10 protein-coding genes are annotated in these 14,427 nt (G+C 64.4%); 4 read left to right on the forward strand and 6 right to left on the reverse strand.

Features of this window, described 5'->3' with window-relative positions; translation table 11 throughout:
* Positions 1-154 precede the first annotated feature (154 nt).
* From PKE80_RS18190 to PKE80_RS18200, 3 genes are read left to right on the forward strand one after another with little or no spacing between them, the layout of a single operon-like run.
* Positions 155-2,440, forward strand: a complete 2,286-nt coding sequence (locus PKE80_RS18190; protein ID WP_271183698.1) for a TonB-dependent receptor — start codon at positions 155-157, stop codon at positions 2,438-2,440.
* A gap of 14 nt (positions 2,441-2,454) precedes the next feature.
* The gene (locus tag PKE80_RS18195; RefSeq protein ID WP_271183699.1) at positions 2,455-3,039 is read left to right on the forward strand and encodes a hypothetical protein; all 585 of its coding nucleotides are present in this window, start codon (positions 2,455-2,457) and stop codon (positions 3,037-3,039) included.
* The gene (locus tag PKE80_RS18200) at positions 3,036-4,418 is read left to right on the forward strand and encodes a PepSY-associated TM helix domain-containing protein (RefSeq protein WP_271183700.1); all 1,383 of its coding nucleotides are present in this window, start codon (positions 3,036-3,038) and stop codon (positions 4,416-4,418) included. The genes PKE80_RS18195 and PKE80_RS18200 overlap by 4 nt, the downstream gene beginning before the upstream one ends.
* 157 nt (positions 4,419-4,575) lie before the next feature.
* On the opposite strand, the gene PKE80_RS18205 is transcribed toward PKE80_RS18200, so the two are convergent.
* A complete protein-coding gene (locus PKE80_RS18205) occupies positions 4,576-5,328 on the reverse strand; it encodes an SDR family NAD(P)-dependent oxidoreductase (protein ID WP_271183701.1) in 753 nt (250 codons plus the stop codon).
* A 114-nt stretch (positions 5,329-5,442) separates the two neighbouring features.
* Here PKE80_RS18205 and PKE80_RS18210 point away from each other — a divergent pair, with 114 nt between their 5' ends.
* On the forward strand, positions 5,443-6,345 hold the full coding sequence (locus tag PKE80_RS18210) for a LysR substrate-binding domain-containing protein (RefSeq protein WP_271183702.1): 903 nt from the start codon (positions 5,443-5,445) through the stop codon (positions 6,343-6,345).
* 6 nt (positions 6,346-6,351) lie between these two features.
* On the opposite strand, the gene PKE80_RS18215 is transcribed toward PKE80_RS18210, so the two are convergent.
* The 5 genes from PKE80_RS18215 to PKE80_RS18235 all read right to left on the reverse strand — a co-directional run bounded on the left by PKE80_RS18215 (position 6,352) and on the right by PKE80_RS18235 (position 14,423).
* A complete protein-coding gene (locus PKE80_RS18215; RefSeq protein ID WP_271183703.1) occupies positions 6,352-8,679 on the reverse strand; it encodes a TonB-dependent receptor plug domain-containing protein in 2,328 nt (775 codons plus the stop codon).
* 126 nt (positions 8,680-8,805) lie between these two features.
* Positions 8,806-10,137: a dicarboxylate/amino acid:cation symporter gene (locus PKE80_RS18220; protein WP_271183704.1), complete on the reverse strand. Its 1,332-nt coding sequence runs from the start codon at positions 10,135-10,137 to the stop codon at positions 8,806-8,808.
* A gap of 403 nt (positions 10,138-10,540) precedes the next feature.
* On the reverse strand, positions 10,541-11,902 hold the full coding sequence (locus tag PKE80_RS18225; protein ID WP_271183705.1) for an NtaA/DmoA family FMN-dependent monooxygenase: 1,362 nt from the start codon (positions 11,900-11,902) through the stop codon (positions 10,541-10,543).
* 11 nt (positions 11,903-11,913) lie between these two features.
* Positions 11,914-13,605 (reverse strand): ATP-binding cassette domain-containing protein, encoded by a 1,692-nt coding sequence (locus PKE80_RS18230; protein WP_271183706.1) that lies wholly within the window; start codon positions 13,603-13,605, stop codon positions 11,914-11,916.
* Positions 13,602-14,423, reverse strand: a complete 822-nt coding sequence (locus tag PKE80_RS18235) for an ABC transporter permease (RefSeq protein ID WP_271183707.1) — start codon at positions 14,421-14,423, stop codon at positions 13,602-13,604. The genes PKE80_RS18230 and PKE80_RS18235 overlap by 4 nt, the downstream gene beginning before the upstream one ends.
* Positions 14,424-14,427 lie beyond the last annotated feature (4 nt).

The following is a 14,427-nucleotide window of genomic DNA, read 5'->3' on the forward strand; positions in this document are numbered from 1 at the left end:
CGGTAATCCGCGCAACTGGAGGCTGACGCTCTCACGGACTTTCTGAGCGGTCCCTTCCCGGTGTCGGAACATTTGCCGTATCACCCTACTGTGGTGCAATTGACTCGCAATATCGGAAAAGCCATATGCGCTGCTGACAGTCCATGGGGGGTGCATGATCCGTTTTTCCGTCTTTCTTTCGAGCGCTGCTGTGGCCGCGCTCTCGGTTTCCGCACATGCACAGCAGATGGCATCCGCCGATGAAACGACGATCCGGCCGGCCGATATTATCGTTACCGGCGAAAAGTCGACGCGCACACTGCAGGAGACCCCGACCAGCATCGCCGTGACCACTGCGGAGAAGATCGAGCGCGAGACGTTGATCTCCATCCAGGACGTCTACAACCGTACCGCGAACCTCTCGGAGACCTATGGGTCTTCCGGCTTCACCATTCGCGGCGTGAGCAATACCGGCGTCGGCGCGGGCGGGCAGGCCGATGCTGCCAGCGTCTACGTCGATGGCGCACCGATCCCGAAGTGGGCGCTGTATGGCGGCCCAACCGACATGTGGGACGTCCAGCAGGTCGAAGTGCTGCGTGGCCCGCAGTCCACTATTCAGGGCCTCAACGCGCTGGCGGGCGGCATCGTGATCACCACCAAGGATCCCTCGCTCGACCGCTGGACCGGCGATGCGCGCGTACTGTGGAGCGAACATGACGACCGCACGTTCTCGGCGGCTGTGGGCGGCCCGATCGTGGAGGACGAGCTGGGTATACGCCTTTCGGCCGAGCGCCGGGCCGACCGAGGGCTTATCCGCAACCTGACGCGCGGCGGCTATGACGACGAACTCAAGTCGCTGAACCTGCGCGGCAAGGTGAAGTGGACGCCCGCCGCCATTCCGGGGCTGGAGGCGGTCGCCAGCTACAATCGCGTGCGGCGCGACGGCGGTTACCTTTACGAATATGCACGCACCGATACGCCCGATTTCTACGACCACCGCGTCGCCACCGGCGACCAGCCTACCAGCGGCAAGATCGGCAGCGACATTGCCGTGTTCAAGCTGAGCTACCCGCTGGCGGACCACCTTAAGCTGTCGAGCGTCACCTCGTGGAATCGCTCGAAAGTCCATTCGCAGATCGATACCGACGGCACGCCGCAGGATATCCAGGCGATCGACAACCGCTATCTCTATCGCACGCTGACGCAGGAACTGCGTCTCAACTACGAAGGCGAGCGGCTGAGCGGACTGCTCGGCGCGTGGTACTATCGCCGCAGCGGCGCCATCGACCAGAACAGCCGCGTCAACATCGCAACGCCCACTTCGACGATCGCGGCATTGCTGCAGTCAGGCGGGGCGAGCGCCGCGCAGGCACAGACGATCGCTGCAGCCTATGCCACCCAGTTGCCGGTGATCCCGGTACTCTACCGCGCGACGCAGCCGGAAAAGGTGGAGACGATGGCGCTGTTCGGCGATGCGCGTTTCAAGCTGACCGACCAGCTGACGCTGATCGGCGGCTTCCGCTTCGACCACGAGCGCAACCGCTATGCAGCCGAGACCGTAGCGGCCTTCAACGGCACTTTGCCCGACGTCAATTTCCTCGGCACTGCCTATGCCCCGATCATCGGGCTGATCAACCAGGGCGTGCTGGGCCTCGTCGACGATGCCTCCTCGCCGCTGGCGTCGAACCGCCGCACGTTCAACGCGTTCCTGCCCAAGTTCGGCGTGAGCATGGACTGGACGCCCGACCTGACGACGGCGTTCACCGTACAACGGGCCTATCGCTCGGGTGGATCGAGCCAGAACCCGGCGCGTGCCGAACTGGTGCCGTACGATCCCGAGTATAGCTGGAACTACGAAGGCTCTGTGCGCTCCAAGTGGCTGGGCGGCAAGCTGATGGTCAATGCCAACGTCTTCTACATGAAGTGGAAGGACCAGCAGGTCACCGCCTACTTCGGCCTCAATGCCTATGACTACAACACCGTCAACGCCGCGGGCTCGCATCTCTACGGGTTCGAATTGGAGGCGAACGCCAATGTCGCCCCCGGCATCGACATCTATGCCTCGGTCGGCCACGTGCGTACCAAGTTCGACGATTTCGACCTGCCGACCGGCGCGACCAGCACGGTGGACCTGACCGGGACGCAGTTCCCCTATGCACCGCGCTGGACACTTTCGGGGGGCATCAATGCGACCGTACTGGGCGGCGTCACCGCCAATCTCAATGCCAACTACCGCACTTCGGTGTTAACCGGCGTCGGGCAGGATCAGGACCAGTACGCCGTTGCCGCGCGCACCGTGGTCAATGGCCGGCTGGGTTACGAGACCGACAACTGGCAGGTCTTCGTGTTCGCGCGCAACATCTTCAACGAAAAGTACAAGCAGTACGAATATGCTGCGATCCATCAGGCGATCCTTGGCGATCCGCAGACGTTCGGCGTCGGCGCGGGCGTGCACTGGTGACGTCGCCACTGGCAATGTTGGTTGCGAGCCTGTTCCTGCTTGCGGCGGGCGTTCTGGGCGCCGGGCTGCTGCGTACATCGTGGCGTCGGCGTGAAGGCGCCGCGCCTGCATTGCTGGCCGGAGGGTGGGGCGTCCTGATCGGCGCGATCCTTCTCGCCGGGTGGGTGGTCGGCCCGGTCAAGGGCACCGCGCTGGCGTTGGCGATGGAAGGGATCGGTGCCTTCGGTATCGTCTGGCACGGCAGAGTCCGCAAGGTTGCGCGTGAGCGCGATGGCAAAGGCGAGGGCGGGGATGCACCCGAGCCGCTCGACGAGCCGGGCCGCGTATGGCGCGGCGTGCTGCGCACGCTACTGGCGGGGCCGCTCGGCATGACGGCGGCGATGGCGCTGGCCTTCTGCGTCACTGTTTACATGCCGGGTGATGCGCGCACGCGCATCGTCACCGGCGGCATGCTGCTGCCGGTTCTGTGGGGTCTCGCAATGACCTGGACACTCGCCGACCGCCGCCTGCTGCGTGCGACTGCCGTGCTGGTGGGCACCAGCGTGCTCGGCTTCGGCCTCGCTTTCCTCGGCGGCATCCTTTCCGGGGCGTCAACATGAGCAACACTCGCAAGAAACGGTGGCGCTGGCCGATCTCACCCGAGACGGTGCGCTCGGTGCTGAGCAGCCACTCGGTGTTGGGGCTGGCTTTCGCCGCGATCATCTATCTTGTCTGCCTGACCGGCACGATCGCGGTCTTCGCGCCGGACCTGCAGCGCATCGAAGTGCCGGGTACTCCGGTCGCCATGCACCTGTCGGAGGCTGCTGCAGCCCGCGCGCTTACCGAAGCAGTTCGCCAAACCCCGTCGGACAGTTCGATCTATCTGACGATGCCGAGCCCGGCCAAGGAGGGCGCAACGCTGGTTGCCTTCAAGCCGGGTTTCGAGCGCAACTGGGCGGTGGCCGAGGACGGTACGCTCTCCCCCCTCGATGCGATCTGGACCGAGTTCCTGATCTACCTTCATATCTGCCTGCACCTGCCGCGCAGCTGGGGCGGGTTCATCGTCGGGCTAACGGGAGTGGCGCTGCTGTCCTCGCTGGTTTCAGGCATCCTTGCACACCCTCGCGTTGTGCGTGATGCGTTTCACTTGCGGCTTGGCGGATCGAGGCGGCTGCAGGAAGCGGACCTGCACAACCGGCTGGGGGTCTGGGCGCTGCCGTTCCACTTCACGCTGGCGCTGACCGGGGCGCTGCTGGGGCTGAGCACGATTATCGTCGCCGGGCTCTCGCTGCTGCTCTATCGCGGCGACATGACCAGGGTTTATGCTCTGTTCCTCGATCCGCCCCCGGCCATCGATGCCCGCACGGTGCCGATGCCCGATCTTGCCGCACTGATCGCGCAGGCCCGCGCGCGCATGGCCGAAGCGGCGATCGACAGCGTCATGGTCGAACGCCCCGGCCGCGCCGACATGCGTATCTCCGTCCATGGCCGCCGGTCCCGCCACCTTGTAGTACAGGATGAGGTGCAGTTCGATGCGCAAGGCGCGGCGATCCACGAGGAGCACCCGAAAGACATGGTGGTCGGCACTAGGGTGCTGAGCGGTATTGGTCAGCTTCATTTCGGCTGGTTCGGTGGTCCCGTCGTGCGTGTGGCATATGGTCTGTTGGGACTTGCGCTTTGTGTCGTAACCTCCAGCGGGGTGACTATCTGGCTCGCTCGCCGCCGCGATCGCGGCCGCCCGGCGCCGCAGTGGGAGCGCATCTGGTCGGCGGTCTGCTGGGGGCAGCCGGTAGTGCTGATGCTCACGGCAATCCTCGCCTTTGTATATCCCGAAGTTCCGCTGGCGCCGGCCTGGCTGATCCTGACGACGATCGCGATCGTGCTCTGCGCCGTCATGAACCGGTGTTCGGGTGAGTATCTGGCGCGGCTCTGGCGGCGGGGTCTTGTCGTCGCGTCGGCTCTTGCGGCGGTGCTCTATCTTGGCAGGGCATTGTACTGAGAACGATGCCGCATGAGATGGGCGGTGCGATACTGTGGAACTGGAGTTCTACCTCGGGAATGTGAGGGGGCAGCGCTCTAGCGTTAGTGACACCCGGCCATGAGCCTCGCACCGCCGAAATGGTGCAAGGCTCATGGTGGGAGGCCCGACGCCCCGGTCAGATCTGGGCCAGCCCGCCATCGACGAAGAGTTCGACACCGTTGATATAGGATGCATCGTCTGAAGCAAGGAACATCACGGCCTTGGCGATCTCTTCCGGCTGGCCGATGCGCCCGGCGGGAACCTGGCCGATCATGAAGTCCTTGACGCCCTGAGCTTGTTCGCCACCGCCGAACAGCTCGTTCAGGCCGGCGGTCTCGGTCAGGCCGGGGCTGACGGCATTGACGCGGATGCGGCGGTCCTTGAGGTCGAGGATCCAGCTGCGCGCAAAATTGCGCACGGCCGCCTTGGTCGCCGAATAGACGCTGAACGCCCCGGTGCCCTTGATGCTGGTGGTGGACGAAGTGAGGATCACCGAACCGCCATCGCGCAGCAACGGCAGCGCCTTCTGCACCGTGAACAGGACGCCCTTCACGTTGCTGTCGAAGGTCTGGGCGTAGTGTTCCTCGGTGATCGCGCCGAGCGGTGCGAGTTCGCCGCCACCGGCATTGGCGAAGACCACGTCGATCTGCGGGTGGCTCTGCTGGACCGCATCATAGAGACGGTCGATGTCGGCAAGGTTGGCCATGTCGCCGCGCACGCCGGTGATGTGGCCGCCGATCTGCTTCACCGCCGCATCCAGCGCATCCTGCCGCCGCCCGGTGATGAACACCGCCGCGCCTGCGGCCGCGAATGCCTTCGCCGTCGCCAGGCCGATGCCGCTGGTGCCGCCGGTAATTACCACTACCTTGTTCTCGAATGGGCTCGTCATTGTCTGTCTCCTTGGATTGCCGACCGATCGCCGGCGCCCGGCATCAATGAAACAAGAACGGTAGTGCCTGTAGTCGGCAAATGTGGCACTCAGCGTTCCACATAAGGAACGATGATGCGAATAGACCTGAACGACTATGCCTATTTCGCCGAAGTGGTGGCGCATGGCGGGTTCGCCCCGGCGGGCCGCGCGCTGCGTGAGCCCAAGTCGAAACTGAGCCGCCGCATCGCCGGTCTGGAGGCGCGGCTCGGGCTACGTCTGATCGAGCGGTCCAGCCGCCGCTTCCGTGTCACCGATACCGGACAGGCCTTTTACGAACGCTGCAGGGCGATCCTGGCGGAAGCCGAGCAGGCCGAGGCACTGGTGCTGCAGGCGCAGGCCGAGCCGCATGGCCGGGTGCGTTTCAGTTGCCCGACCGGCATGGTGGCGCCGATCGGCGGGCTGATCGCCTCGTTCCTCGCGCGCTATCCCAAGGTGCGGCTGCAACTGGTCGCGACCGATCGGGCGGTCGATCTGATCGAAGAGCGGATCGATCTGGCCTTGCGCGTGCGAGCCAGCCTGACCAGCGACGCCGCGCTGACGATGCGCTCGCTCGGCACCTCGACGCGCATTCTCGTCGCCGCGCCGCAACTCGCGAGCCGCATCGGCACCATCGCGCAGCTTGCCGAGGTTCCGGCGCTTTCCACCGACGATGCCGCTGACGATCTGGAGTGGAATCTGGAGATGGCGGACGGGATCCGCCACATGCTCCGCGTGGTCCCCAGGCTGGGGTGCGAGGACATGGCGGCGGTGCGCGACGCCGCCGTTGCCGGACTGGGCGTGGCGATCCTGCCCGATCATGTCTGCCGCGATGCCCTGCGCACGGGAACGCTCGTGCGCGTGCTGCCCGAATGGCGCGGGCTGCAGGGCATCGTGCACCTCGTCTTCACGACCCGGCGCGGGCTGCCGCCGGCAGTCCGCGCCCTGATCGACCATCTGGCCGCCGGCTTCCCGCGCGACGGCCTCAACTCCGATTGAGGTCGATTACCAACTCAGTCCCGCACGGACATAGAGGTAGCGGCCGTTGAAACCGAACGGCGAGTAGTAGGGAAACGCGGTCACGCCGGTGGTGTTGAGCGTGGCGGGCACTTTTTTGGGATAGACATCGAGCAGGTTGCTTGCTCCCAGCGCTAGATTGAACGGCGCATCCTTGGGTTGGTAGCGCAGTTCTAGGTCAGTGATCGCGTGCTTGCCGGTGTGCAGGTCGCTGGTGGCGACGGTGCCGGGCTGTAGAACGTCCCCATAATAGGTGACACGCGCGGTCGCGCCCAGCGTATCGCCGGTCCAGACCACGGTGCCCGAGACCTTCTCGCCTGGCGTGCCCTCTTCGATCGTCAGGATGCGGCTGCGGGCGAACAGGGCGGTGTTGGCAGGCACCTTCGTCACCTTGATGTCGTTGACGTTGCCCGCGACGGTCAGGTCGAAGGTACCCGCGACTTCGGTGACGATCTTGTAGTTGGCGACCGCGTCGATGCCCTTGGTGGTGGTCGCCAGCCCGTTCAGGAAGAACCGGGCGGCCGAGACGTTCGGGATCGTCGTGACGGCGATGTTTTCGGACAGGCCGATCTGGTTGCGCACGTGGATGCGATAGCCGTCCACCGTCAGCGAGAAGCCGCCGGTGCGCAGCACGAAACCGGCCGAGAGGTTGGTGGACTTTTCAGCCTCCAGCGCCTTGCCGCCCAGCGAGGTCGCTTCCGCCGAGGTTGAGGGATAGGTACCCGTGACGATCTGGTTGCCGTTCTGGATGACCGAGGTGATCGAGGTGTAATACTGCTGGATCAGGCTGGGTGCGCGAAAGCCCGTCGAGGCGGTGCTGCGGATCGCGAAGGCGGGGCTGAAATCATAGCGCAGCGATAGCTTGCCGGTGGCGGTGCTGCCGAAGTCCGAATACTTCTCGCCGCGTCCAGCCACGGCGACCAGCAGCTTGTCGGTGACCTGTGCTTCGAGGTCGAGGTAGATCGAGCCGTTCTGGCGGTGCTCGTTCACTTCGTTGAGTGTCGAGAAGCCCGGGAAGCCCTGCGCGCCCGGCGTCGCGCCGGGATAGGCGGTACCATACCCATAGGATGCAGGTTCGCCCGCCTTGATCTCGTAGCTTTCGCGGCGGCCTTCGACGCCCCATGCCACGTTCAGCGATTGGAACACGTCGAACTGCTTCGAGAAATCGATTCCGGCCACCCACTGGTCGTAGATCGAGGCGCCGTCGTAAAAGTCCGTCTGGCTGTCCGCGCCATACGTGTAGTTGGCGGAATCGCGGGTCCAGTAATCGATCCGGTTGCGGCCATAGCTGACGTTGAGGTCGGTCTTCCATCCCGCGATCTCGCCGCGCAGGCCTCCGGTTACGGTCAGATCCTTGGAGTGGGTGTTGATCTTGGGCAGGAAGCCATCGAGGTCGTAGACCGCTGCCGCCGTATCCAGCCGTGGGAATGCGGCGGAGCTGGAATCGCGGTACTGGTAGCCGCCGAAGGCATAGACTTCCCAGGTGTCGTTCAGCGGCTTGGCCGAGTTGACGTAGACCGAGTAGCTTTCGACTTCCGGATCGCCGAAGCGATTGTCGACGACGGGCGTGGTCAGGCGCGGGTCCACGTCGCCACGGCTGGTGGGGTTGCGCTTGGTGTACTCGCCCGAAACCGTCAGGAAGCCGTCCTGTCCCAGCTTTATGCCCTGCCACCCGGCGGCGGTGACGGTGCTCTCCCCGGTGACGTGGCGGCTGTCGCGCGCGGTGTCGATCTGGGTGTCGTAGATGCCGTAAGTGACGGTGGCGCCGCCGCCGTGATCGGCTTCGCGCAGGCGCAGGTTGACGACACCGGCGATAGCGTCCGAACCGTATTGCGCCGAGGCGCCGTCACGCAGCACTTCGATCGACTGGAGCGCAGTGGACGGGATCGTGTTGAGGTCAACCGCTGCCGAGCCGCGACCTACCACGCCGTTGACGTTGAGTGAGGCCGAAGTGTGCGCGCGCACGCCGTTGATGAGCACCAGCGTCTGGTCCGGGCTCATGCCGCGCAAGGTGGCGGGACGGATCGCGTCGGTGCCGTCGGTGGCAGAGGGACGCGGGAAGCTGATCGAGGGGACCGAGTTGGCGAGCGCGGTGCCAAGCTCGGTCGTGCCCTGCTGCTTCAGGTCCTGGATCGTCACGACGTCCACCGGAGACGCGGTGTCGAGCTTCGAGCGCCCTTGGGCGCGGCTGCCGATGACGACGATCTCGCTGTCGGCGCCTGTAGCTGCAGCCGTTTCTTGTGCGGCGGCCACCTGAGCCTGATCGATGGCGACGGTCGATACGGCGGCGAGCGCCAGGACATTCGTGAACTTCATGACTTTCTCCTCATGCCGCGAACCGGTTGCGGTCGGATGCGACGGGACCTGAACACATTTAATTCTTTTGGGGCGCCTGTTGAGACATTGCCGCATCGCATGCCGGTACGAATCTGTCTCATAAATTTATCCAATATGTTCCGATATTTGCTTATCTGGAGAGGCGATGGTGTTAGTCTCCGACAACCCCAGGCGCTTTGCGACGATCACTGGGACGACCACCTGTCCTGCAACGTTCACCGCAGTACGACCCATGTCGAGTATCGGATCAATCGCGAGCAGCAATCCGGCGCCTTCCAGCGGAAGGCCGAGTGTCGAGAGTGTAAGGGTCAGCATCACGACAGCGCCGGTGAGGCCGGCGGTTGCTGCCGATCCGATGACGCTGACGAAGGCGATCAGCACGTAGTCGGAAGGCTGCAGCGCGATTCCGTAAAATTGCGCCACGAATATGGCTGAGATCGCAGGATAGATTGCGGCACAGCCATCCATCTTCGTAGTCGATCCGAGCGGCACGGCGAAGGCGGCGTAAGCGCGGGGCACTCCCAGTCGCTCGGTAACTTGCTCGGTGACCGGCATCGTGCCGATAGAAGAGCGCGACAGGAAACCGATCTGGATGGCGGGCCAGGCCACGGCGAAGAACTTGCGCGGGTCGATCCGATGTAGCGCAAGCAGGCCTGGGTAAACGGCCAGCAACACAATAGCCAGCCCGGCGTAAACCGCAGTTGCAAAACTGCCCAGAGCCGCCATTGCATCCCATCCATAACGTACGACAGCGTTGGCCAGCAGCGCAGCGGAGCCAATGGGGGTCAAGGCAATGATCCAGCGCAGTACCTGGCGCAGCACTTGGTTGGCAGAGGTCATGAAACTCAGGAACGGCTTCGCCTGTTCGCCGACCCGCACGGCGGCCGCGCCGACTGCAGCAGCTGCTATGATGATCTGCAGGACATTGAACGTGACCGACGTGCTCGCCTTGCCATTCTCGACGTTCGTGGAAGCCGACATGCCTAAATAGTTGGACGGCACTAGCCCGGTCAGAAAGTCCAGCCAGCTGCCGACAGAAGCGGGCGTTTGAGCGGCGGTCCGGCTGATGCCGGCGTGCAGTCCGGGTTGGATCGACAAGCCCAGTACCATGCCGATCATCACTGCGATGAGCGCGGTTATCGCGAACCATACAAGTGTATGCACGACCAGTCGCGCTGCATTATCCAAACCGCGCAGCGCTGCCACCGACGCAACGATGGCAGTGAAGATGAGCGGGGGAACGAGTGTTCGCAGCAGTTGGACAAATATTTGGGCTACAGTTTGAAAGGTGAGCGTGGCACTCATGGCGAAAGCGCTCTGCGGGTCCAATCCGCGTATGATCAACCCGCCCAGTATCCCCACGATCATGCCGAGCAGCACTTGCATCCCAAAACCGTGAAATCGTGGGCGGCGGACAATATCCGAATAAGGGATCATTCGGCTTTGCCTAATCATCATGAGTTGAAGCGCAAACAAGTTTCTCTATCGCAATGATAGAGAAATATCTCGTCGCTTGTACGTCATGCAGGTTTTCCACGCGCTCCCGCGAGCGTCAGTTGGACTTGATCCTGGTCAACCTGTCCTCCCGGGCTCGTCGGATCAGATGATTCCGTTTCCGCGTCTGCATCATCTGATTGAGCTGAGATGTCATGGGTGATCCAGACATTGCCACCGATTTCGGAGCCGACGCCAATGGTCACTCGGTCAAGGATTTTGGTGCGGCATAGCTGACCACGTCGTTCTCGATGATAGGGTGCCGTGGCAGGGGATTGATCGATGCGAGCGGCGGCACTGTTCGTTCATACCGCTCATTCCTTGTGATGGTGGGCCGCCTGCGCTTTCAGGTTTCGATTGGTTCGAAATGCCGGACCGCCCCGTCCGTCTGGCCCGCAGCAGCATGGCGGTTGCCGATAAGCGGCAGACCTAGATGACCGCGCAGGGTCTCGGCTTCGTATTGCCCGCGAAACAGCCCGCGTTCCACCAGGATGGGAACGACCTTTGCGCGGAACCGATCCCAGTCGGCAGGATGTTGGACGAAGAGATTGAACCCGTCGGCGGCGCCGCTTTCGTACCAGTGCTGCACCTGATCTGCGATGGTTTCGGGCGAGCCGACGAGCCGCAGCCAGCCGAGCGCTTGCGCCTCCAGTACACCGCGCAGAGTGACGCCCGCGCGCCGGGCATTATCGATATCATCGTGAAACCGCCTGATCCCGGCGTCTTCGCTGCGGGGAAGCTCGGGAAACGGCGCGTCGAGATCGTAAGTGCTGAAATCATGCCCGTCGAACTGTCGCGAAAGCGCATCCAGACGGCGGCGTATATCGCCGGCCGTCGTTCTTTGGCGCTCGATCTGCAGCGCTTCCTCGTCGGTATCAGCGACGATGATGCTCAACGCCGGAATGAAGAGCAGTTCGTCCGGATCGCGCCCGATCGCCTGTGCGCGGGCGCGAATGTCCTGTGCCAGTTCGATGGCTTCATCGGTGCTGCGCGCGAAGCTGAAGACGATATCGGCGCGTCTCGCGCTGAGGTCGCGGCCCTGATCGGAGGTTCCTGCCTGAACCAGCGGCGGCTGCCCCTGCGGCGAACGCTGGATATTGAGCGGTCCCGTGACCGAAAAGAACTCCCCGCGATGATCGAGCCGATGCTGTCTTGCAGGATCCAGGAATCGCGGCGCAGTCCTGTCGCGGGAGAAGGCACCTTCTTCGTAGGAATGCCATAAGCCCTGTACCGCCTCGACCGCTTCGTCCGCGCGCCGGTATCGCATGTCGTAATCACCATGGCCGGAGCGACTGAAGTTACCCGCCGTCCCGGGATCCTGACTGGTCACGATGTTCCACCCGGCGCGGCCGCCGCTGATGAGGTCGAGCGAAGCCAGTCGCCGGGCAATATCGAAAGGCTCGCTGTACGTTGTGCTGACGGTCGCCACCAGGCCGATGCGGTTGGTGGCATAAGCAACAGCGGAGAGCAGCGTCAGCGGCTCCAGCCGGTTCAGGTGATGGTTGGGAAAGTCGGGCGTGATGTACTGGCTGTCGACTATGAAGACGAAGTCGAAATGGGCGTCCTCGGCTTCCCTGGCCTGCTTCACATACCAATCGATGTTGACGCTGGCGTCCAGCGGCACTTGCGGATCGCGCCAGAGTTCGGTCCCGGATGCATCGCCCACGCCGATCAGGACGGCTCCCAGCTTCAGTGTATCGCGTGCCATGATCGGACCTTTCAGTGAGCGGTGAATACGGCTGGGGCTTCGCTGCGCTGCGCGGACAAGCGCGGCGCAGCAGCCAGCAGACGGCGGGTGTAGGGATGGGACGGGCTGGCAAGCACCTGGTCGGCCGGCCCGGTTTCGACGATGCGGCCGCGATAGAGCACCGCCACCCGGTCCGCGATCCCCGCGACAGAGCCGAGGTCGTGAGAAATGAAGACCTGCGCGATACCCTTTTCCTGCGCCAGACCACGCAGAAGCTTCAGGACATGAAGGCGATTGACCGCATCCAGCGCGCTGACGGGCTCATCGAGCAGCAGCACCCTTGGAGCGAGCGCCAGCGCGCGGGCGATCACCGCCCTTTGCCGCTGCCCACCGGAAAGGTGCCGGGGCAGGCGCGAGGCCAGCGCGGCATCGAGGCCGACGGCCTGCAGGGCTTCGCCGAGTGCCTGCGCGATGGAGGCGCCATCGGTTTCACCGCGCAGATGGAGACCCTCGGTAACAGAGGCCGCGATCGTCAGGTCGGGATCGAGGCTGCGCAGCGGATCCTGGAACACGTATTGCAACGTGCCGGACCGTCGCAGTTCGCGCAGCGGTCCGGCTTTCAATCCGTCGATCCGCGCGCCATCGAGTTCGATAGTGCCGCTCGCCGTCGGGATCAGGCCCAGGATCGTACGCAGGAGCGTGGTTTTCCCCGAGCCGGTCTCGCCGATCAGGCCGAGAATTTCTCCGGGAGCCAGTTCCAGATCGACGTCTTCGATCACCGTGCGGATTCCATAGCCCGCATGCAGCCCCTTCACTGCGAGCAGTGGCGTTCGCTTGCCGCTTACCGATGCCGGGCGGGCGCTGTCGATCGTGTGGACCGCGTGGTCTTCGATCAGGCTGCGGGTATAGGCGCTTTGCGGATTGCCGAGTACGCTGCGCGTGGGCCCGGCGTCCACGATCGCGCCGTCTCGCATGACGATGACGTGCTCGCAGATCTGTGACACCACGGCGAGATCGTGCGACACCAGGATCAGGGTCAGGGCCTGTTCGCGGCGCAGCCTGTCGATCAGGTCCAGCACTTCGGCCTGTACCGTCACGTCGAGCGCGGTGGTGGCCTCGTCGGCGATCAGGAGGCGCGGCCCGGCGCAGATCGCAATCGCGATGAGCACGCGCTGGGCCATGCCGCCCGAAAGCTCGAAGGGGTACTGCCGATAGACTGCGTCAGCATCCTCGAAGCCGACCTGGCGAAGCAGTTCCAGCGCGCGGTCGCGGGCGGCAGTGCGGCCGAGGCGCAGCGTCGCCCGGATCGCTTCCACCAGTTGGCGACCCACCGGGATCGAAGGATTGAGGTAGGAGCCCGGGTCCTGGAACACGGCCGAAAGCGCCTTCCCCCGCAAATCCTTCCACGATGCCGCGTCGAGCCGGGAAAGGTCCACGTCCCCGAAGCGTATGGAGCCGGAGGCCACGTTCAGGCCCGGCGGCAGGACATCCAGGATCGCCCGGCAGGTAAGCGACTTGCCGCTGCCGGATTCGCCCACGATGCCCAGCGTCCCTCCTGCTGCCAGTTCGAAGCTCACATCCCGCACGAGTTCTCGGCCCTGCGCCGTCACGACATGGAGGTTGCGGACCGAAAGCAATGGCTCGGCAGGCGGTTCCGGGCGGCGGTGGCGGATGCCGAGAGTAACGACGTTGTCGGCGGGAAGGCCGGAGTGGGCTTGCGTCATGCGGCGGTCTCCTTTCGTCCGGAATCCCTGAGCGCGTCGGCAAGCGCATTGAGCGCCCAGACGGTCGCGACGATCAGCAGGGCAGGGGCGACCGGGCCGAACGGGCGGTCGTAGAGGTTGGCGAGGTCGGTCGCGAGCAGGCCGCCCCAGGTCGGGTCGGGCGGCACGACGCCGATGCCGAGGAACGTCAGCGAGGCGACGATCGAAAGGCACGCGCCGGTCATCGATGCAGCGGCCACCGCCACCGGGGGCAGCACCTTGGCGACGACGTGGCGGCGCAGGATGGCGGAGGTGGAGGCGCCCATCAGGCGCGCGGCCTCGATGTATTCGGCATTGGCGATGGACAGGGCCGCCGCGCGGGTCACCCGGAAGAAGGCCGGGGTGATGAGGATGCCCACGGCGAACATCGCCTGGACCAGCCCGTTGCCCAGCATCGCGGTCATGGCGATGGCGAAGACCAGGAACGGCAGCATCATGAGCGCATCGATCACACGCAGGTTGATCCATTCGAACCGGCGTCCGAGAAAGACCGACAGCAGGCCGGGAACGACGCCCAGAACCAACCCGATAGACACCGAGAGCAGGCTGGCAAGGACGGAGACGGTCGATCCGGCCAGCAACCGGCTGAAGACGTCGCGGCCCAGTGCATCGGTGCCCAGCCAGTATCTCGTGCCGGGTGGTTGCAAAAGTGCCGAGCCGTCCTGCGCCAGCGGATCATGCGGTGCGATGAAAGGCCCGAAGACGGCGAGTATGGCCACGATAGCGAGAATTACCAAGGCGGCGCGGGCGCTGGGGTAGCGCAGGAGCTGGCGGATCATGGTT

The sequence above is a fragment of the Novosphingobium resinovorum genome (genome assembly GCF_027922145.1).
Classification (GTDB): domain Bacteria; phylum Pseudomonadota; class Alphaproteobacteria; order Sphingomonadales; family Sphingomonadaceae; genus Novosphingobium; species Novosphingobium resinovorum.

Coding starts and splice junctions, on each gene's coding strand:
- PKE80_RS18235 (WP_271183707.1), bottom strand. CDS start 14,423: ATGATCCGCCAGCTCCTGCGCTACCCCAGCGCCCGCGCCGCCTTGGTA.
- PKE80_RS18210 (WP_271183702.1), top strand. CDS start 5,443: ATGCGAATAGACCTGAACGACTATGCCTATTTCGCCGAAGTGGTGGCG.
- PKE80_RS18215 (WP_271183703.1), bottom strand. CDS start 8,679: ATGAAGTTCACGAATGTCCTGGCGCTCGCCGCCGTATCGACCGTCGCC.
- PKE80_RS18195 (WP_271183699.1), top strand. CDS start 2,455: ATGTTGGTTGCGAGCCTGTTCCTGCTTGCGGCGGGCGTTCTGGGCGCC.
- PKE80_RS18205 (WP_271183701.1), bottom strand. CDS start 5,328: ATGACGAGCCCATTCGAGAACAAGGTAGTGGTAATTACCGGCGGCACC.
- PKE80_RS18200 (WP_271183700.1), top strand. CDS start 3,036: ATGAGCAACACTCGCAAGAAACGGTGGCGCTGGCCGATCTCACCCGAG.
- PKE80_RS18230 (WP_271183706.1), bottom strand. CDS start 13,605: ATGACGCAAGCCCACTCCGGCCTTCCCGCCGACAACGTCGTTACTCTC.
- PKE80_RS18220 (WP_271183704.1), bottom strand. CDS start 10,137: ATGATCCCTTATTCGGATATTGTCCGCCGCCCACGATTTCACGGTTTT.
- PKE80_RS18190 (WP_271183698.1), top strand. CDS start 155: ATGATCCGTTTTTCCGTCTTTCTTTCGAGCGCTGCTGTGGCCGCGCTC.
- PKE80_RS18225 (WP_271183705.1), bottom strand. CDS start 11,902: ATGGCACGCGATACACTGAAGCTGGGAGCCGTCCTGATCGGCGTGGGC.